18 protein-coding genes are annotated in these 19,270 nt (G+C 71.6%); 5 read left to right on the top strand and 13 right to left on the bottom strand.

The window, feature by feature from the left end; translation table 11 throughout:
- Nucleotides 1-53: 53 nt before the first annotated feature.
- Entirely contained in the window at nt 54-233 is a 180-nt protein-coding gene (locus tag HJC40_RS26565; RefSeq protein ID WP_250004778.1) for a hypothetical protein, read from the top strand.
- A gap of 122 nt (nt 234-355) precedes the next feature.
- Nucleotides 356-721 (top strand): MarR family winged helix-turn-helix transcriptional regulator, encoded by a 366-nt coding sequence (locus tag HJC40_RS26560; protein ID WP_250004777.1) that lies wholly within the window; start codon nt 356-358, stop codon nt 719-721.
- A 172-nt stretch (nt 722-893) separates the two neighbouring features.
- On the opposite strand, the gene HJC40_RS26555 is transcribed toward HJC40_RS26560, so the two are convergent.
- From HJC40_RS26555 to HJC40_RS26545, 3 genes are all read right to left on the bottom strand, one after another.
- Nucleotides 894-1,226: a hypothetical protein gene (locus HJC40_RS26555; RefSeq protein WP_250005139.1), complete on the bottom strand. Its 333-nt coding sequence runs from the start codon at nt 1,224-1,226 to the stop codon at nt 894-896.
- A gap of 190 nt (nt 1,227-1,416) precedes the next feature.
- Complete coding sequence (locus tag HJC40_RS26550) at nt 1,417-2,304, bottom strand: carbon-nitrogen hydrolase family protein (protein WP_250004776.1); 888 nt, start codon at nt 2,302-2,304, stop codon at nt 1,417-1,419.
- 343 nt (nt 2,305-2,647) lie between these two features.
- A complete protein-coding gene (locus HJC40_RS26545) occupies nt 2,648-4,243 on the bottom strand; it encodes a heme peroxidase family protein (RefSeq protein ID WP_250004775.1) in 1,596 nt (531 codons plus the stop codon).
- Nucleotides 4,244-4,606: 363 nt separating this feature from the next.
- Here HJC40_RS26545 and HJC40_RS26540 point away from each other — a divergent pair, with 363 nt between their 5' ends.
- Nucleotides 4,607-5,272: a hypothetical protein gene (locus HJC40_RS26540; RefSeq protein ID WP_250004774.1), complete on the top strand. Its 666-nt coding sequence runs from the start codon at nt 4,607-4,609 to the stop codon at nt 5,270-5,272.
- Nucleotides 5,273-5,422: 150 nt separating this feature from the next.
- On the opposite strand, the gene HJC40_RS26535 is transcribed toward HJC40_RS26540, so the two are convergent.
- The 5 genes from HJC40_RS26535 to HJC40_RS26515 all read right to left on the bottom strand — a co-directional run bounded on the left by HJC40_RS26535 (nt 5,423) and on the right by HJC40_RS26515 (nt 11,785).
- Entirely contained in the window at nt 5,423-6,850 is a 1,428-nt protein-coding gene (locus HJC40_RS26535) for a carotenoid oxygenase family protein (RefSeq protein WP_250004772.1), read from the bottom strand.
- 391 nt (nt 6,851-7,241) lie between these two features.
- Nucleotides 7,242-7,748: a helix-turn-helix domain-containing protein gene (locus HJC40_RS46250; protein WP_308200952.1), complete on the bottom strand. Its 507-nt coding sequence runs from the start codon at nt 7,746-7,748 to the stop codon at nt 7,242-7,244.
- Between the two features lie 224 nt (nt 7,749-7,972).
- Nucleotides 7,973-10,636: a LuxR family transcriptional regulator gene (locus tag HJC40_RS26525; protein WP_250004768.1), complete on the bottom strand. Its 2,664-nt coding sequence runs from the start codon at nt 10,634-10,636 to the stop codon at nt 7,973-7,975.
- A gap of 70 nt (nt 10,637-10,706) precedes the next feature.
- Nucleotides 10,707-11,090, bottom strand: coding sequence for a hypothetical protein (locus tag HJC40_RS26520; RefSeq protein WP_250004767.1), 384 nt, complete (start codon nt 11,088-11,090; stop codon nt 10,707-10,709).
- Nucleotides 11,087-11,785, bottom strand: coding sequence for an SDR family NAD(P)-dependent oxidoreductase (locus HJC40_RS26515; protein ID WP_250004764.1), 699 nt, complete (start codon nt 11,783-11,785; stop codon nt 11,087-11,089). The genes HJC40_RS26520 and HJC40_RS26515 overlap by 4 nt, the downstream gene beginning before the upstream one ends.
- 100 nt (nt 11,786-11,885) lie before the next feature.
- Here HJC40_RS26515 and HJC40_RS26510 point away from each other — a divergent pair, with 100 nt between their 5' ends.
- A complete protein-coding gene (locus HJC40_RS26510; protein ID WP_250004762.1) occupies nt 11,886-12,800 on the top strand; it encodes a helix-turn-helix transcriptional regulator in 915 nt (304 codons plus the stop codon).
- A 219-nt stretch (nt 12,801-13,019) separates the two neighbouring features.
- Nucleotides 13,020-13,982, top strand: a complete 963-nt coding sequence (locus HJC40_RS26505; RefSeq protein ID WP_250004759.1) for an AraC family transcriptional regulator — start codon at nt 13,020-13,022, stop codon at nt 13,980-13,982.
- A gap of 22 nt (nt 13,983-14,004) precedes the next feature.
- On the opposite strand, the gene HJC40_RS46245 is transcribed toward HJC40_RS26505, so the two are convergent.
- The 5 genes from HJC40_RS46245 to HJC40_RS26480 form a co-directional block, all read right to left on the bottom strand.
- On the bottom strand, nt 14,005-15,510 hold the full coding sequence (locus HJC40_RS46245; protein WP_250004756.1) for a GGDEF domain-containing protein: 1,506 nt from the start codon (nt 15,508-15,510) through the stop codon (nt 14,005-14,007).
- 356 nt (nt 15,511-15,866) lie between these two features.
- The gene (locus HJC40_RS26495; protein ID WP_250004754.1) at nt 15,867-17,054 is read right to left on the bottom strand and encodes an ABC transporter permease; all 1,188 of its coding nucleotides are present in this window, start codon (nt 17,052-17,054) and stop codon (nt 15,867-15,869) included.
- Nucleotides 17,051-17,707, bottom strand: a complete 657-nt coding sequence (locus HJC40_RS26490) for an ABC transporter ATP-binding protein (protein WP_250004752.1) — start codon at nt 17,705-17,707, stop codon at nt 17,051-17,053. Before HJC40_RS26490 ends, HJC40_RS26495 begins: the two co-directional genes overlap by 4 nt.
- Nucleotides 17,704-18,738, bottom strand: a complete 1,035-nt coding sequence (locus tag HJC40_RS26485) for a peptidoglycan-binding protein (protein WP_250004750.1) — start codon at nt 18,736-18,738, stop codon at nt 17,704-17,706. Before HJC40_RS26485 ends, HJC40_RS26490 begins: the two co-directional genes overlap by 4 nt.
- Nucleotides 18,738-19,265 (bottom strand): hypothetical protein, encoded by a 528-nt coding sequence (locus tag HJC40_RS26480; protein WP_250004747.1) that lies wholly within the window; start codon nt 19,263-19,265, stop codon nt 18,738-18,740. Before HJC40_RS26480 ends, HJC40_RS26485 begins: the two co-directional genes overlap by 1 nt.
- Nucleotides 19,266-19,270: the final 5 nt, after the last annotated feature.

Genomic DNA, 19,270 nt, shown 5'->3' with positions numbered 1-19,270 from the left:
ACCGGTGCGGAAGCGGCCGGTTTGCCGCCGACCCCGGCGGGAACGATCAACACATGTCTTTCTGGAGCAAGCTACGCGGCAAGCGGCAGGCGCGGCTCGACGAGGTCCGGCGGGACGCGACCCTGAAAGCCGCAGCCGGTGGAGCGACGCCTGAGCAGGCCCGCAAGGCCGGGGAGCGAGCCGCCCGGCGGGGCAGCACCAACGCCGCCATCACCGGCTCGATCAACAGTTGACCCGATCGGCGACCGGCACACCCGCTTAGGGTCTCCGCGTCGCTCAGCCACCCGGGGCGATCAGATGCGCAGCCTCGCGCTCGGTCAGGGCGCTGCAGCGCGACACAAAGGCCGGGTCCGGTTTGTCGATCCCGGATTACCAGGTGCTGGCCGTGCTCAGCGAGAGCCCCGAGGGGCGGATGCGGGTCTCCGAGCTGGCCGGCCGCCTGCAATGGGAACGCAGCCGGCTGTCCCACCACGTCGTCCGGATGGAGAAGCGGGACCTGGTGTCCCGGCTCGGCTGCGCGGACGACGGGCGCGGCGCCTTCGTCCGCGTCACGGCGGCGGGGCAGGCGGCCATCGAGCGCGCCGCACCCGCGCATGTGCGGGCCGTGCGGCGGCTGGTCTTCGACTCCCTCACCGCCGACGAGGTGACCTTGCTCGGCGAGATCTTCCAGCGGCTGCGCTCCCGCGCCGCGGAGGCGGACGTCGGCGCAGACGCGCCTTAGGGCGTATCTGACCGATCACGTGGGAGTGAGGCGTGGTCCGTCAGATACGCCCTAACCACCGAGTCGGCCGATCAGCCTGACCGGCGACGGCCCGCGACCGCCGGTTGAGCAGCGGCGTCACACTGCGCGGGCCGTCCGGGGTGACGCCGTTACGGGTGCACGCCTTGTCCGCTCAAGCGGTCGGCGGGTCGATCGCCGACAGCTGCAGAATCGCGGGTAGCGGCGCGACGCCGGGCCCGCCGTCCTGAACCCACCGGGTGAGATCGTCGACGATGGCCGGCTCCCCGACCAGGCCGAACCACACCGGCCGGGCACCGGCCCGCCGCGCCGCCGGGGCCGGCTGCACCACGACGACATTGGCCTGCTCACACACGTCCAGGCAGAGACTCGTCCGGACCCGGTGCGGCCCGGGCAAGGCTTCCCGCAGCCGCCGGAGCTGGCCGTCGTGGTCGACGTGCGGATGTTTGGCGGCACTGCCGCAGCAGCAGTCCCGGCACACCGTCACCGTGCACCCCTGGGAAGAATCGATCACTTTTCACCCTCGCTCGGACGGACGTGATCAACACCGTAGCCACCGTCGCGGCGACGCTGGCAGGCCCCTCGGGGAGCCGTCCGGATGACGTGACCTGGCCCACCTCGAAGCCTGGAGCCGGTGTTGCCGGCCGGCCAGGCGCCGGCCGGCAACACCGGTCGGATCAGGGTCGGGTCCGGTCGAGGCTTCTGGGATCGTCGGGTGCCTGATGCCGGGCGTACAGGTCGCTTCGGGCGACCCGGCGCCACGGGCGGGCGTGGTTCTCGGCGGCGAGGTCCAGCTCGGCTGTCGTGATGGCGGCCGGGCCGGGCCGGCAACGGGTGATCCAGTCGCCGTTCGGGCTGATCACCCCGGACGGGGCGTTCGGGGCGTCCTGGCTGGTGCCGGCGTAGCTCACCCAGTAGCTGTTCGCGGCCGCGAGCGCCTGGGCCTGCAGGGCGAACGGTCCATTGTTGACCTGCGTTCCCGGGCCGTGGGTGGAGAACAGCACGCAGTCGACATCCAGGCGCTCGTACTCCAGGAAGATCTCGGGATAGGCGGCCTCCATGCCCAGCGCACAGCCGAAACGGACGCCGTCAACGGTGAACGTGACCGGCGCCGAGCCGGGCGTGTACATGTGGCTGACCTTGGTGTTGGACAGCATCCGCTCGTCGTAGCGGGTGGCGATCGCGCCGTCGTCGGAGATGACGTACAGGCTCATGTGCGGGCGCCGCGGCGGGGTCAACGGGTGGACCGACCCCAGAACCGTCCACAGCCGCAGTTGGGCGGCGAGCTCGGTGATCGCCTGGAGCTCCGCGGCCAGCGTCGCCCAGTCGGCCCGGCTCCAGTCGGCCGGCCCGACCGGGTCGGCACCGGAGACCGACATGATGGTCTTGTCGGGGCAGGTGAGCGCGCCCTCGGGCAGGTGCAGCAACCGCGCTCCGGCCGCGTGGGCGTCGCGCATGAGCCGGCGGATGAGCGCACCGCCGTCGCGCAGCGCCGCGGTGTCGCCCGGATCGGGCAGCACGGCGAGTTGGGCGACGGACAGTCGCATGGTCGTGTTCTTCGGCATCGATTCTCCTTGCGGAGCCGTGCGGAAGTGCCTCAGCGCAGCGGTGTAGGACTCGCCGGTCTTGGCGGCCCGGGCGCGTACCCGGCGTTTGAAATTCCTGTTGGCTGTCATCGGCCCTCCGCTGTCCCGTGCGCCGATCCCCCGCGCGATCAAGACGTCCGAGACAACGAACGAGGACAGCGACCCGAGATGACGATCCCTTTGCCTCCGTCGAGGACCGCGCAGCGGGGACGGTCACAGGAGGTTGGGCGTGGGCCACGCCTGCACGCACGCTAGCAGCAGCGGACCGACGCCGCCACCACGCCCTCGGCGTGGCCCGAGCTCACCGTGTTCCCGGCGGGGGCTAGCGGAGCCCCTGGGCGAAAGTGATCAGATCCCCCATGAGGAACGTGCCCTTGGTGGTCGCGATGGGCTGCGCCGGGACGAAGTCCGGTCGCGCGTGCAGGTACGAGGCCTTGTCGGCGTCCAGGATGCCCAGGATGACCTCGGCGACCAGACGGCCGCCGACCGCGCCCAGACGTTCCCCGTTGGCCTGCAGCTCGGATTCGCGCAGGATGTAGAACCACAGCGGCGCCTTGCCGGACCAGCCGGGATTCGCGGGGTCGGGCAGGCCGAGCTGGGTGTTGGTCAGGGCGGTGACGCCCATCCTGGTTGCGACGTCCTGGCCGGCGGGCAGCCCGAGACGCTTACCGCGGAGCAGGTTGCGTTCGGCGAGCGACGTCATGGCGTCCGCCACGACCGTTGCCGGCAGGTCGAACAGCGGACGCGAGAGCTTCGTGTCGATGCGGCGGGCCTGATTACGGGGACCGGCCGGGCGGCCGGGCACGTCGAAGAAGTGCTGCCAGTCGATTTCCAGGCGGGCGGGCAACGGTCGCGAACCACGCAGGTCGGCGCCTTCGGCACCGAAGATCGGGGCCACCACGGGCGGTGTGGTGCGAGCGTTCATCAAGTAGGCCGCCCGGACCATGCTGTGCCCGAACCGGTAGGCGGCCACCGAGTACTCGATCGGCATCATCGGCCGGTGCGGGTTCTTCGGCTTGTAGAACTCCCGCTTGACCTTCCCGCGCCCGTCCAGGAAACGGGCGACCACGTCGGCGCCGACCAGGCGCTCGAGGAAGTCGTGCACGATGATCCACTGGAAGTGCCAGCGGGTGAGTCGCTGCGCGTCGGCCAGGGTGCGCGCGACGCCCGTGTCCAGGCACCGGTTGTGGAACTTCGCGAAGAGCAGATGCAGCTGACTGATGATGAGGTTCTCGTCGTTGCGGTGGTCGCCGACGAGCGCGGTGCCGTCCGCCTGTCGCGGGAGGTCGTCGACGCCGTGCTCGTTGCGGACCACGCGCATACGCCCGGTGCCACCCGGCTCGTACAGGCCCGGGTCCCGGTCGGGGCCGCGGCCGTAGAGAGATCCCAGGTCGAACAGCGGGGTGTCGAAGTTGGTCAGCGCCAGCGGGTCGACCTCCTGGTCCGGCACGGGTGTGCGGTCGAGGGTCATGTCGTGGTCGATGAACTGACCCAGGAACGTGAAACCGGCCGGGACACGCGGGTTGTCCAGGTCGAAGGGGTTCTGACTGTCCGGCTCCCCCATCTGCGCGGCCAGCTTCGTGAGCAGGTCGTCCGGCGGAGCGAAGCCCTGGGCGTCCTTGAACATCACGCCGAAGCGACCCTCCTTGTCGCGCCCGGCCCGCACCGCCACGTCGCTGCCGCGCAGGACTCCCGCCGCGTGGGCCCACCGCTTGGCCGGTCCGGCTGCTTCGGCCGGGGACGCGGCACCAGCAACCGCGCCGGCCTCGGAACTCAGCGCCAAGCCACCCACCGACGCCACCACAGCGCCCGTGGCTCCCGCCAGCAGCGCCCGCCGCCGTACGCCGTCGGTCCCCATCGGACACTGCGACAGTGCCGTCTCGTCGGGCTGAGGAGTCTGATCGGTCTGCTCGTCCATCTCGCGTCTCCCGTAGTCACATCAGCGGCAGCGCCGCCGCCGGCATTGGCGCCGTAGGGAGGAACGTGATGACCCATAACCGGACACGGCAGACAAAACACATGTACGGGAGTTCCCCCGACTGGGGACGGCTGTCCGGCCGACATCCGGCGCCGTTACGACGACGAGTGCAGGATGCAACGGCAGCCGGGGCTGCCCGCCGAGGCCGCAACGCCGCCACAGCAGCGGGGAAGGCACCATCAGGAACGCCCGGGCGGCGGCAGATTGTTCGCCCCGCCGAAGGCAACCGGACGGCAACCGGCGTCGCACCCGATCGGCAACCGCCGGCCGAGAGGGTGGACTCCCCCACCAAGGAGACCGCCCGTGCATATGCGCCGTACCTTCGTTGCCGTCGCTCTGGCCGCCGTCGCAGCCGTTCCGGCCGTGTCGATCGTCTCCGCGCCGGCTCTCGCGGGGCCCGCTGCGGCCAAACCCGCGACCTCCGCCAAGCCCACCAAACCCGCCAAGCCCGCGGTCAAGCCGACCAAGCCCGCCGCCAGGCCGACCAAGCCGGCGGTCAAGCCGACCAAGCCCGCCGCCAAGCCGACGAAGCCCGCCAAGCCTGCCAAGGTCGCGTTCGCCGCCAACGGATCGGTCACCGCCGTCGACGCCGGTGGCGGCACGATCACGGTCGCGGTCAAGAGCGGGACGAAGGACGTGAAAGGCCGGACGGTGACCATCAGCGTGCCGTCAGGCGCCCGGGTCGTCGTGAACGGCGGGGGCAAGAGCCTCAGCGCCGTCGCCGCCGGTTACCGCGTCACTGTCACCGGCACCCGCGTCGGCTCGCTCTACACGGCGGCGAAGGTCCAGGCCCAAGGCGTACGCCCGCAGCCGACGCCCACGGCCGGCCCGACGCCCAGCCCCAGCCCGAGCCCGACGACCAGCCCCAGCCCGACGACCAGCCCGAGCCCGACGTCCAGCCCCAGCCCGGTGGAGACCGAGGACCCGGCGACCCAGCCGACCAGCGACCCGGACGAAGCCGGACAGTAGCCGGGGACTCGAGAGCCGGGGCGGCTGAGAACTCATCCACTGTGCCGGTACGAGCTCCACCGGCGACGCACCACGTCGCCGGTGGAGTCTCGGACTGCAGACCGAGGTCGTCGCGTCAGGTGGACGCGATCCTCATCGTCACCGGCCTGATCAGGGCCGCTCGAGCTCCTGGTCGGTGATCCAGGAACCGTGGAAGCCGGCCGGGACTCGCCGGGGCAGGGTGACGGATGCGACCGGCTTGCCGCCGACGTCGGTGGCATCGAGCACGAGCAGCTTGGAGCCACCGCCGTCACGGCGGCTGGCGATGCTGAGCAGCCAGCCGTCGTCCTCGGCCCGGCCCGGGCTGGCGGACGGGACGAACACCGCTTCGCTGGCCACCACGTCGGGACCCAGGTCGTGTTCGGCGACGACCCCGGCATCGGCGTCGAGTTTGACGATCGCCGTGGCGAGCGGGCCGCCGCCGGAGACGGCGTACCGGTAGCGGGCGAGGCGACCGACTCTGTCGTCGTCGATGGTGGGGAACTCGATTCCCCGGTCATCCAGCGTCGTTTCCGTCACCGTGCCGGTGGTCGGATCGAGCACCCAGCGGTGCAGGCGCGCCAGGCCCGTGTTGGCGGCCGCGGCGGCCGGGCCCTCCGGGTCCGGATGCCCGGGAATCCCGGTCCCGGCGATCGGATTGCCGACGCCTTTCCACGCCCGGGCCACGTCGTCGCCCGCATAGCGTGCGCCGTCGAGAATCACTCGCCCGGCGGCGTCGGTGTGGGCGTTGCCGACGTGGAACACGAAGGACGGTTCGACCTCGTACCACCGAACCTGCCCCGGGCTCTCCAGCGGCATGACACCGATCCGGGCGCCGTAAGACTCGTCCCAGTCGTAAGGGAGCACCTCGTCGGCCCGATTCATATTCAAAGTCAACGGAAGGTCGAGGAACACGGCGTGCTTCTCGGTGATCGCGAAATCGTGCATCATGGTCGGACCGGGGACCTCGATCGCCGCACTGGTCACCAGCTCTCCCGAGGCCGAAAGCTTGTGGTAAGTCAAGAACGGCGGTCGCACCCCATAGCCAAAGAAGTGCAGTTCGCCGGTGACCGGATCGACCTTGGGGTGTGCGGTCATCGAGGTCGTGAGCCGGCCGCCGAAGTCGCTGACGCCCACGGTCTCCAGTTCCGGGGTCATCACATGCGGCAGACCTGACTCGATCAACGTGAAAATCTTGCCGGCGTGCGCGATGACGCTGGTGTTCGCCTCGACGGCGGCCCGGTCGATGTCGCCGTCAGGGCCATATGTCGTCTCCCCGGTCGTCTTCTTGGCGAACGCCTTCGTGCGTACCCAACGGTTGCGGTACCACGTCGCCCGGCCACCCTCCAGCCGGATGCCGTGCACCATTCCGTGGCCTACGAGCCAGTGCTTGGAGGGCTCGCCGGGCAGCGGATTGGGACCGTTACGCAACAGGCGACCGACCAGCTCGGGCGGCAGTGCGCCCTCGACCGGCAGGTCGGCGGCGTCGATCTCGTCCGGGACCGGGGCAAGGTGGCCGGTCACGTGAAGGGGAGCCCCGGAGGTGTACAGGCCTGCCATGGCGGAATCGCCGGTTCGCAGATCTTGAGTCATGGTTCCTCTCTCGGTCCGGTTCTGCGGTGCAGAAGATGTCCCGGGTCGTCCAGCGCCCGGAAAGGTCGAGGTGAAAAGCAGCTCGTCGTGGCTGCTTCGCTGCCATACCGATGGGAGCAGCGCACCAGCGTGATGATGAAGGGCGGAACCAGCCAGGACGGGGGGCAGTTCGGACAACCGGCCTTCGGTGTCAGCCGGCCGGGCCCCGGCTTCCCAGATTTCTCCCGACCCGGCGAGTGCTGCGGATTGATGTCTTCAGCCTCGGACACCGGCGAACCGGGTGACCCCGGGTAACACACGGGTGAAGCCCCGTGTGACCGCACGGGAGGGTGCCGGAGGTGACACTCCCCGGCACGGCTCATCCTGCGGATCTGCGCGCCTCCGTGGGCGTTCGTCCACTCCACCGGACGTACGCCCGGCGGAACTCACGACCGTCGGTGAAGCCGACCTCGGCGGCCACGTCTTCCACCGGCATGGTCGTCCGCTGCAGCAACGAGGTGGCGTGATGCTCGCGGGCACGATCGCGGATCCCGCTGAAACGCTCCCCGGAATCGGCCAGCCGGCGGCGCAGCGTCCGTTCTGTGATGTACAGCCTGTCCGCGACTTCCCGCATCGAGGGCGGTTGCCGTAGATTGCCGCTCACCAGCGTCTCGACCGACGTCACGATATCGGGCCGGGCTTGCTCCGAGGCCAGATATCGGCGGCACACCTCCAGGGCCAATTGCCGGGTGGCCACGTGTTGCGTCGGCAACGGGCGATCGAGCAGTTCTTTCGGGAACACCATGCGGTTGGCGTCGGCCGAGAACTGGACCGGGCATCGGAACGTACGACGATAGCGTGACGCGTAGGTAGAGAAGCGCCGGATCGAGTCCCGTACCGGAGAACCAGGAGCTCACGGACCGACCCGCGCGCCGTCCGAGATCGAGCACTCCCGCCAGCAACGTCGGCAGGATGGCGGCATCACGATCCCCGGGTGGGCGGTCACCGGCCGACGCTGACTCCGTCACCATCGCCTTCCGTTCCAGGACCCCGTCCACTGTGCCACCCACCGTATCCGGCCGGACCATGCACGAACCCGCATGGGCCTTGTCAGGCCGGTCTGGGGAGCGCGTCCCGAAGAGCCCGCCGAGTGGTGATGCCGAGCTTGCCCAGGACTTTCGACATGTGCCATTCCACTGTGCGCGGGCTGATGAACAGCCGGGCTCCGATCTCGGGGTTGGTGTAGCCGTCGCGCGCCAGCGTGGCCACCTGCAATTCCTGGGAGGTGAGCGTTGCGGCGGAATCGCTGGTGGTCTCGCGCGCGACGCCGTCCGCAGCCTCGAGCTCCCGGGCCGCTCGACCGGCGAAGCCCTCGACTCCCATCGCCTTGAACATGTCGAGGGCGATCTGCAGTTGCTCGATCGCCTCCCGAAAGAGCGCTTCGGCGTGCGCACCCTCGCTGAGCAGCGCGCGCGACCGGGCCTCCACGCCGAGCGCCCAGTCGGTGCCGCTGGCTCGGGCGTCCTCGGCGAGCTGCCGCAGGGCCTCGGCCGCGACGGGACGGGATGCCGTCCGGATGCCCGCCTCGACGACTTCCGGCAGGGCCCAGTTGGACGCGCCCAGGTCCGCCGGATGGGCACCGGCGAGCAAGGCCGCGTCCAGCGCTTCGGCATGGTGTCCGGTGCCGTTGCCCAGCACCGCGCTCGCATACGCGACCGCGAAGATGCCGAGCCCCTCTCCCCTGGACCGTTCCTGCGCGGCCGCCGTGTCGATCATAGGACGGGCGTGCCCGTAGCGCCCTTGGATCGCGGCGTAGTGACATCCCGGATAGGAGATGTATTGGCTCCGCATCGCGTCGGTGGCCGCTTCGGCCTCGGCGATCAGAGATTCGGCTTCGGCAAGCTCACCCGCCAGGACGTGCACGTAGACCCGGGCGGCGAGCGCGATCGGGAGCATGCTGAAAGCCCCTGAAGCGCGGACGAGGCGGAGCTGGCGGTCAGCCAGCTCGTGCCAGCTCTCGTCGTCCCAGAGGTCGATCGCGGTCCAGGAGGCCAGATGCATCCAGCGCAAATCTTCCTCGTGGTCCGGCGGCCTCTCGCAATACACCCGGAGGGCCCGCTTGAGGATCGGCGCCGCAGCCGCATAACCGTCGATCAGACGCGTTGCCAGACCTTCCAGCAACAGGCGTACCGCGGGCGGATGGTCGCCGACGCGGACGGCCTCCCGGGCGGCGATCGCCACTTCCCGTTGCATCCCCGGCGCCCCGAGCCGGCCCGCGAACAAGGTGACCGACAACGCCTCCAGATAGGTCTTGCCGGCCAGCGAGGAGTCCAGCGGCTCGAGCCTTCGCGCGGCCTTCAACAACAGCGGAAGAGCGTCCCGGCGGCTCGAAGCGAAGGCGATCTGGCCGCGAAGCAGATCCGACTTCGCCTGGCCCAATGCGCTCATCGGGCCGGCCTCGGCCGAGCTGAGCAGGCTCAATGCGGCCTCGGCGGCTCCCGCCAAATTCTTGACCTGCGCCGCCGCCAACGCGCGCTGGGCCCGTCGGGCCGGATCCGGGGTCAGCGTGCTGGCATGGTCCAGAAACGCGGCGGCGGCGGCGAGACCACCCCGCGCCTGGGCCCGGTCCGCGGACTTCTCCAGTTCGACGGCGACGTCCTCGTCAGCGGACGTCGCGGCCTCCGCGCGGTGCCAGGCGCGCCGGTCCGGATCGGACGCGGCATCAGTCTCCTCCGCCAGCACCCGGTGCACTGCCCGCCGCTCGGCCACGTCGGCCTCGCGATAGACCACCGAACGCAGCAACGGATGCGCGAACCGCACGCGCGCATCGATCTCCACCAGCCCGTCGGCGACCGCGGGCGCTGCCGCCTCGGCACCGATCCCCAGCCGCGACGCCGCACGCCACAACAACGGCACCTGACCGACCGGCTCAGCCGCGGCGATCAGCAGCAGGAGCCGGGTCTGGGCCGGCACCTGGGCCAGCCGCCGCCGATAGCTCCGCTCGATCCGGCTGACCACGGCACCCGCCTCCGGGGTGCGGAAGCCGCCCGCCAGTTCGACCTGGCTGAGCCCGCGGGGAAGCTCCAGCAACGCCAGCGGCACCCCGCGGCTCTCGGCGACGATCCGGTCCCGTACCCGCTGATCTATCCGCCCCGGAAGCACGGTCGTCAGCAACGCATGCGCGGCATTGTCACCGAGCCCGCCCACCTGCAAGGCCGGCAACCCGTCGAGCTCGGGCTGGTTCGTCGGGTCACGGACCCCGAACACCAACGCCACCGGTTCGGCCTGCAAGCGACGCGCCACGAACGCCAGCGTCTCCACCGACGCCCGGTCCAGCCATTGGGCGTCGTCGACCAGGACCAGCAACGGCCGGGACTCCGCCGCCGCGGCCATCAGGCTCAGCACCGCCAGCCCGACCAGGAAACGATCCGGCGGGTGGCCCGGAGCCAAGCCCAGAACAACCCGAAGGGCATCCCGCTGCGGATCCGGCAACTGACCCACCAGAGACTGCATCGGCGCGCAGATCATCTGCAACCCGGCGTACGCCAGCTCCTGCTCCGACTCGGCCCCGGAGGCATGCGTCACCGTACAGCCCGAAGCGAACTCCTCCACGTAGGTCAGGAGCCGGGACTTACCCACACCGATCGCTCCCCGAACGACCAGAACCGCCCGGTGACCCCCGCGCGCCGTGTTCACCACCGAACGCAACACCTGGCACTCACGATCGCGCCCCAGAGGCGGAACCGCAGCACGACCGCCCCCGGAAACCTGCATGATTCACTACACCGTACGAGGTGTTCTGACAACCCGATCAAGCGCCGTGACCTGCGTCGGGCGGCGCAGATCACCCAGGCCGACGAGGCGACGCCGTGCAGCGGCGCAGGGCGTCGATGGTGGTTTCCGGTGAAGTGTTGAAGCAGAGGACGACACCGGGGACGAGCGTGGTGAGAACGTTGATCGCGCGTTCGAACAGCAGCGTGTGTTCCGGCGCGGTGCGCAGGCCGGCGCCGATCATCGCGCCGCCGATCGGGTGGGTGGCCACGCGCTCGCGGATGAGCGTCTCGGCCGCGGCCGGGTCGGCCGGCACCTGGCACGACACGATGTCGAAGCCGGCCGCTCGGACGGCCGCCTCGCCGGCCGCGATTCGAGCAGTGAGCGCGACCTCGTCCAGGCCGGGGTGCCGGGTGTAGTCGATCGCGGACGGGTGCAGGCCCAAGGTCAGGATCACCACGGCACGTCCCCGGCCCGGTCGAAGAATCCCGCGGTCGGGCCGGACGGTCCGATGGTGGCGAGCCGGATGATCACGTCGGTCCCCTCGGTCACGGTCTGGTGTCCGCGATGGCCGGTCAGATCGGTAGCGGTGAATCCGGGCTCGACCGCGTTCACCTGGATTCCGTCGAGCGCACGGGCGTACTGGACGGTGATCATGTTCAGCGCGGCCTTGGCGGCAGGGTATCCGAGCTGCGGCGGAACCGCGGCCCGCACGTGGGGGCGACCGGTGAAGTCGATCGATCCGAGCGTGCTGGACACCATCACGATGCGGGGATGCTCGGCGGCGCGCAGCAGCGGAAGGAACGCGTTCGTCACCCGGACCGGGCCGAGCACGTTGACATCCAGGACTGCCCGCAGGTCCGCGGCCCGGGTGTCGCCGACCGCGATGTCGGGCGTGCCGATGCCGGCGTTGTTGATGAGCACGTCGAGCCGGCCGGCCTGCCGCCGCACGGTGTCCGCGGCGGCCGCGACCGAGGCGTCGGAGGTCACGTCGAGTGGGGCGAACCGCACGTCGAGCTCGGCGGCGGCCGCGCTGCCCCGGGCCTCGTCGCGGGCGGTCAGGTACACGTCCCAGCCGAGCGCGGCCAGGCGCCGTACCGTCTCCCGCCCGAGTCCTTTGTTTGCTCCTGTCACCAGTGCGATCGTCGTCATGGCGACAGCCTGGCGGTGCACGCTCACGGCCGCCAGGACCGGACCCGCATGGGATCAGCGGTACCACCCCGGGGCGTCGGCGAACCGGCACAATGCCCTGATGGACAAAGCGCAACTCGCGGCCGTGCTGCGCGCCGCCCGGGCCCGGATCACCCCGGCCGACGTGGGGCTGCCGGCGGGGTCGCGCCGCCAGGTGCCGGGTCTGCGGCGCGAGGAGGTCGCTCAGCTGGCCGGGCTCGGGATCGACTACGTCGTCCGGCTGGAGCAGGGCCGCGGCCCGGTGCCGTCGGCGCAGGTGCTCGGCGCGCTGGCGCGGGCGCTGCGGCTCGGCGACGACGACCGGAGCACACTGTTCCGCCTCGCCGGGTCCGCTCCCCCGGCGGCGGTTCGGGTACCGACACTGGTTCCCGCCTCCACGCAGGGCCTGCTGGATCGGATCACCGGGCTCCCCGCACTCGTGCTGTCCGCGAAGTCCGACGTCCTGGCCTGGAACCCGCTGGCCGCGGCTCTGCTCGGGGACTTCTCGGCATCCCCTCCGGCGCGGCGAAATCTGATCCGGCAGCGGTTCCTGAACGCAGGGTCCGGAGGTGTGACGGTGGATTCCGGCGCCGACAGCGATGCGGCCGCGGACTGTGCCGGGTGCCTCCGGACCGCTCAGGCCCGCTATCCCGCCGATCCGGACCTGGCCCGCCTCATCGCCGATCTGCGCGCCGGCAGCACGACGTTCGACCGGCTCTGGCGGGCCGGCCGGTCCGGCCGGCAACGCTCCACCAGCATCACGATCGTTCACCCGGGCCTCGGCCGGCTGACGCTCGACTGCGAGGTGCTGCTGGTCCCGGAGGTAGATCAGAGCCTCCTGGTCTACTCCGCGGCGCCGGGAACGCCCGGGGCGTCGGCGCTGGAGCTGCTCCGGGTCACCGGCCTTCAGCGGTTCGGCACCGCGCCGGACGGCGCCGGGCTGTCCGGAGACGGCGGAGAGGAGCGGCGCGGACGCGGTGTTCGGTGGGGCGTCTGAGCACTTAAGGCCGGTGGCTTCAGCATGGATGGCCCAGCCGAAAGGGTGTTCAGCAGGTGCGGCCAGCGCCCTATGCCGGTGCCCTCCCGGAATCGGATGTGCCCATTCAACCCATCCGAGCGTCCAGAGGTGGCGTCGTCACGCCTATCGGCCGGAACCGGTCGTGCGGCCCGCGCCCGATAGCTCCCCGGGCACGGTTCTGTCAGTCAAGCTGTGATGATGCTGTTCCTGACCGAAAGCACGGGCGACCTCGACGAGGCCCGGTCGATCATCGCCCGGCACTTCTACACCAACTTCGTCGACACCCTCTCCGGGCGGCGTGGCTGGCGAGCACGCTTCGGCATCGCCCCGGCAGGCTCGGTCACGCTGGGGGATCTGAGCTTCGGCACTGACATCCGCATGCAGTTCGGCGAGCTGGGCGCCTATCACGTCGATGTACCCCTGACCGGAGCCATGACCTGGCGTCAAGGCAACGGTCCCTCCCACACCGCCACCACCAGCAAGGCGGCCGTGTTCCAGCCGGTCGGCGGGACGACCCTGGAACGGTGGAGCGGCGACTGCCGCCTGCTGGCAATCAAGATCGACAAGCAGGCGTTGGAGAACCACCTGGCCGCCCTGCTGGACGCGCCGGTACCCGGGCCGGTCCAGCTCAGGCCGACCCTGGACCTGTCCGGCGCGGCCGGTGCGAGCTGGCTGAACCTGCTCCGGCTGGTCGCCGCCGAGTCGGCCCGCAGCGGTGGCCTTTTGCATCATCCGGTGCTGGGCGCCCGGCTCCGGGAGGACCTGATCACCGGGCTGCTCCTGGCCGCGGACCACCCGTACCGGGAGGCGTTGCACCGGCCCCGGCCGGTTCTGGCCGCACCGCGCTCGGTCCGCAGGGTCGTCGAAGTCATGCGCGCCGAGCCGTCGCGGCCCTACACGGTCGTCGAACTGGCCCGCATCGCCGGCGTCAGCCCGCGGTCGCTGCAGCTGAGCTTCCGCCGCTACCTCGACATGCCGCCGCTCTCGTACCTCCGGGAGCTACGTCTCGGCGTGGCCCATGAGCAGCTCGTCCAGGCCGACCCGTCGCAAACGACGGTGGCCGACATTGCCTATCAGGCCGGATTCCCCCACCCGAGCCGGTTCGCCGCCGCCTATCGCCATCGGTACGGCGTCTATCCCAGCGAGACGCTGCGAAGCTGAATCGAACCTCGGCCTTCGCACGCTACGGGCTTCCGGGTACCACCTCACCGGCCGCGATCGGCTGATGGCGGCGCACCTGGCCTTTACCGGCGGCCTTGGCCGCGTACAGCGCGAGGTCGGCTTCGTGCAGGAGACAGTCGAGATCATGGCCGGGTCCGGCGGCGGCCGTGACGCCCACGCTGGCGCACGCCCGGATGTGACGGCCGGCGATGCTGATCGGCTCGGCCAGCTGCTCGAGGATGCGGTTGCCGACGGCCACGGCGTCGTCGGGTCCGGCGATGCCGGGGACGACGGCGGCGAACTCGTCGCCGCCGAGCCGGGCCACGGTGTCGCCCTCGCGCAGGGCGGCGGTGAGCCGTTCGGCGACGCCGACGAGCAGCGCGTCGCCGGCCGCGTGCCCCAGCGTGTCGTTGACCTGCTTGAAGCCGTCCAGGTCGAGCAGCAGCACCGCGGTGCTGCTGCTCGGCTGCGCCCGGTCGAGCGCTTCACGCGCGCGGTCGTAGAAGGCGCCGCGGTTGGGCAGCCCCGTCAAGGTGTCGTGGTGGGCCAGCCGGTCCAGGCGGCGCCGCTGCTCGTTCAGGTCGGCCAGCAGGCTACGGACCACCAGAAGGTTGAGGAACTGGCGGAACATGGCCAGCCCGACCGTTGCCAGCAGGGACCAGACCAGCACGGGGCTGAGGGTGCCGCTGCGCCCGTACGCGACGCCCACCGAGGCCAGGGCGACGGCGACCGGGAGATAGGGCAGCGTGCTCCAGGAGCCGGCGGGCAGCTCGGCGGTGGCGGTGTCACCGGGCAGGACGGCGGTCCAGCTGCCCAGCGCGATGGTGAGCCCGGCGATCAGATAGACCGCGCCCAGCCCGCCGGTGTACCAGGGAACGTCCTCGGTGTGGTTGCGGACGCTGATGAGAGCGGCCAGCGCGAACGTGCCCATGCCGGCCGCCATCACCCGCATGGATCGGTACTGTTCGGCGCCCGGGCGCGACATCAGCATGAGGGCGAGCGCAGCCGCGACGATCTCGGGCAGCATGGTGACCAGGAAGACGACGCGATCGTCGGGTGCGAGGCGGACAAGCGTGGGCGCGAGCACGAACTGCCACGCAGTGGCGAAGATCGCGCCGGCGACGGTGACCACGTCGATGGCGTACGTCGCCCGGGCCACCCGGTAGCCGAACGGCGGCACAGCCACCAGAATCGCCGGCACCGTCACCGCGGCGGCCAGGATGCCCAGGCCGCCGGCCGCGTCGTCGAGCACCGTGCCGTCGCGGACGACAGCGCCCACGGTGTAGAGCGCGTACGCGCCGCCGAGCAGCGCGGCCGACACGGCGCCGAGAAGCAGCCCCAGACGCTGCCGGCCACGCCGATCCCGCGCTTGCCGCCGGAATCCGGCGCAGGCACAGAATCCGGCGATCGCGATGGGACTGCTGGAGACGATGAGGCCGGCTCTCAGCGACAGGTACGGCAGCGCAAGCTGGAGCAGGAGCCCGGCCAACCCGACGAGGGCGTACTGCGGCGCCGTCCCTACTCTCACGCCATGGTCATCGGCAGCCTGCCCGGTGACTGAGGGCACCGCTATCCGGATACCGAAGACCGGTCCCGCTCGCGTAAGAACTTTTGCCGAGGCCACGTGACCTTCGTGCCGGCCCTCAGCCGTCGTCGCGGCGGAGCCGATGGCTGGTTCGTCAGACCCGATCACCTGGTCGGAGCATACGACAGCCGGAGGCGACCAGTGCGGAACTGGTCCGTACGGTGGAAGATCAGCAGTCTGGTGCTGCTGAGCGTTGTGCTGGCCGGCACGGTGGGGGGCGACGGCGCTGCTCAGCCGACGTGGTGGACCGCTTCCGCATCGACGCCACCGCTGAGGCTCCACCGCGTGAGGCGTCGCTCTCAATGCGCCAGCGCTTCGGTCGGGGCCAGCCGCGCGGCGCGGACGGCGGGGTAGAGGCCCGCTGTCACCCCCACCAGCAGGGTGGCCAGGAACCCGCCCACGGGCGCCCACAGCGGGATCGTCACCGGCCAGGCCTGCCACCAGGACCCGCCCGCGGTGACCAGCGCACCCATCGCCGCGCCGGCGATCCCGCCCATCGTGGACAGCAGCAGTGACTCCGTCAGGAACTGCTGGCACACGTGCAGCCCGGTGGCGCCGAGGGCGCGCCGCAGGCCGATCTCGCCGCGGCGTTCCAGCACCGAGATGACCATGGTGTTGGCGACGCCGACCCCGCCGACCAGCAGGGCGACCGCGCCCAGGCCGAGCAGCAGGCCGTTCAGCGCGGTGTCCGCCGCCCGGGCCGCGGACAGCGCGTCCGAGGGGCGGGACACCCGCACCTCGGACGGCGCGGCCGGGTTGACGGTGGCGCCGAGCACCCGCCGGACGTCCTCCACGGCCGCCTCGTCGGAGCGGGTGTACACCGTCGTCGGCGAGCCGTCGAAATCGAGCAGTTCCGTGGCCGTCGACCACTCGACCAGGGCGGCCGAGTCGAGCTCGGGCGCCAGCGGGGCGGGCGCCAGGATGCCCACCACCGAGAACCACTGCCCGCCCAGCCAGACGCGGATGCCGGGGGCGTGGACGCCGAGCCGTGCGGCGGCGCCGGAGCCGAGCACCACCGCCGGTGTGCCCGGCACGGTCGTGGTGAGCCAGCGTCCCTTGGCGGTCCGCACCTGGAGGGTCCCGAGCAGATCCGGCCGGGCGGCGAGCACGGTGATGCTCCCGTTCTGGGCGGCTGGGATGTACTCGTTGCGGTAGACCTTGGCGGTGAGCCGGCCGGTGGCGCTGACCGACCGGATCGGGCCGATCCGCCGGACCATCGCCGGCGAGTCGGGCGCGAGCTTCGCGTCCTCGCCGGTCAGGGTCTGCCCGGGGGTGGCGGTGAGCAGGTTGGTGCCCAGCTCGGCCAGGGCGCGGTCCAGCCCGGCGCGGCTGGAGGCGGAGATGCCGACCACCGCGAGCATCGCCGCGATGCCGATCGCGATGCCGGCCGCGGACAGGATCATGCGCAGGGGCCGGGCCCGCAGCCCGGCGGCGCCGAGCCGCAGCACGTCGGAGCCGGCCAGGCGGGCCGGACGGAGCGCGGTCACCCGGTCACCATCCGTCCGTCACGCAGCTCGATCCGGCGGGGCAGGGCGGCGGCGATGTCCCGGTCGTGCGTGATGACCACCATCGTGGTCCCGGCCCGGTGCAGGTCGTGCAGCAGGCTCATCACGGCCGACCCGGACGCGGAGTCCAGGTTCCCGGTCGGCTCGTCGGCGAGCAGCAGGGCCGGGTCGCCGACGACCGCGCGGGCGATCGCGACCCGCTGCCGCTCGCCGCCGGACAGCTCGTGCGGCCGGTGGTGGGCGCGATGCCCCAGGCCGACCTGCTCCAGCGCGCGGGCGGCCCGGGACCGGCGCTCGCGGCGGCGTACCCCGGTGTAGAGCAGGCCGTCGGCCACGTTGTCCAGGGCGGACACCCCGGCGGCCAGGTGGAACTGCTGGAAGACGAAGCCGATCGTGCGGGCCCGCAGGGTGGACAGCGACCGGTCGGACAGCGTGGCGACGTCGTGGCCGCCGATGCGTACCGTGCCGGCCGACGGACGATCCAGCGCGCCGAGCAGGTGCAGCATCGTCGACTTGCCGGAACCGGACGGGCCGACCACGGCGAGCATCTCGCCCGCGCCGACCGTCAGCGACACGTCGTCGAGCGCGGCGACCCCGCCCGGATACGCCTTGTGGACGTTCGTCAGCATGATCACGACGGCATCCCGACGATCAGGCCCTCGGCGAGCCCGGCACCGCGTACCTCCACCAGTCCGTCGGCGAAGAGCCCGACCTCGACCGGCAGGAAACGGCCGGCACCGTCACCGGCCGTCTCGAGCCCGTACCCGCCCTCGGCCAGCGCGACCAGCGCCGCGACCGGCACGGTGAGGACGTTCTCGCGCCGCTCGCCGACGTACGTGGTCTTGACCGGCCCCTCCCGCAGCTTGCCGAGCGGCGGGCGCGCGCCCAGCGTCACGGTGACGGGAATGGTCGGCTCCTGGCCCTCCCCCTCGGGCTCCGCCTTGGTGCCGATCGCCGTGACGGTGCCCGGCGTCTTCTTGCCGTTCGGCAGGGTGACGGTGACCTTGACGCCGGCCCGCGCCCAGCCGCCGTCGCCGGCCTCCACGTTCACGATGACCACCGACTCCGCACCCGTGTAGGTGAGCACTTCCCCGGTCGCCGCCGCGCCCAGGCGGGCGCCGTGCCCCGCGACCCGGATCGTGCCGTTGGCCACGACCAGCCAGGACGGGTCGGCCACCCCGGTCTCCGGCCGGCCGAGATCCTCCTGCCAGCGCCGCACCGCGCTCGCGGTCAGCGCCGTGTACTCGTCGTCGACGGTGAAACCCCCGTAGCCGAGGTCGCGCAGGTTGCGTTCCAGCAGCACGACGTCCGGGCCCCGCACGCCGGGGCGGATCTCCCGGTAGAGCGGCAGCGTGCCGTACAGCAGGACGACCGGGAGGTTGTCGGCGCGCAGCAACGCGTCACCCCGCCCGACGGTGGCGCCGATCTTCGGCAGCCAGGTCACCGTGCCGGTCGCCTTCGAGATGATCGGCACCGTCTCGCCGTACCCCAGCTCTCCATCGACCGTGACCGCCCCGGACAGGGTCTGGCGCACCACCTTGGTCGTGGCCGGTGGGGGCGCAGCGGCCGGCGCGCCGGGAGAGCGGCGTGCGACGACGGCCGCCGCACCCGCTCCCACCAGCACGACGGCGACCGTGGTGATGCCGAGGGCGGCTCGCCGTCCCATCAGTCGGCCTTCTTGATGCGGACAGCGCCCGGCCCGACGCCCCGGCACTTCTCGGCGGCCTTGCCCATCGCCTCGCCGCTGATGCTCTCCTCGGTCAGGGCGACCTCGCCGGTCTCCGGGTCGGGGTCCGGGTAGTCGGCCATCCCGTTCTCCCGCATGCACTTCGACAGCGCCCGCATCTTCGTCAGGTCCTCGGCCGACATCTTGGCCGCCCGGCCGGTGTCGGCCGGGAGCAACGACCGGCACTTCTCCACGGCCGCGTCCAGCTTCGAGGTGTCGGAGCCGACCTCCTGCCCGGGCAGGCCGGAGACACCGTCGGCGTTCGGGTCGGGCATGTCGATGCCGTTGTCCCGCATGCATTTCGCGTATTCGCGCATCTGCGCGATCGTGTCGACGGCAGCCGCCGACGGCGAGGGCCCGCCGCCGGCGGACGCGACCTTGGCGGGCCCCTCCGCGTCGGCGCACCCACTCAGGGCGATGGTGACGAAGAGCAACGATACGAGCGCAGTGAGCCGTGATCTGGTCATGCCCG

The sequence above is a fragment of the Actinoplanes sp. M2I2 genome, from assembly GCF_023544445.1.
Classification (GTDB): Bacteria; Actinomycetota; Actinomycetes; order Mycobacteriales; family Micromonosporaceae; genus Actinoplanes.
Note: the sequence above shows the minus strand (reverse complement) of the source record. Positions and strands in the feature narration are given on the sequence as shown.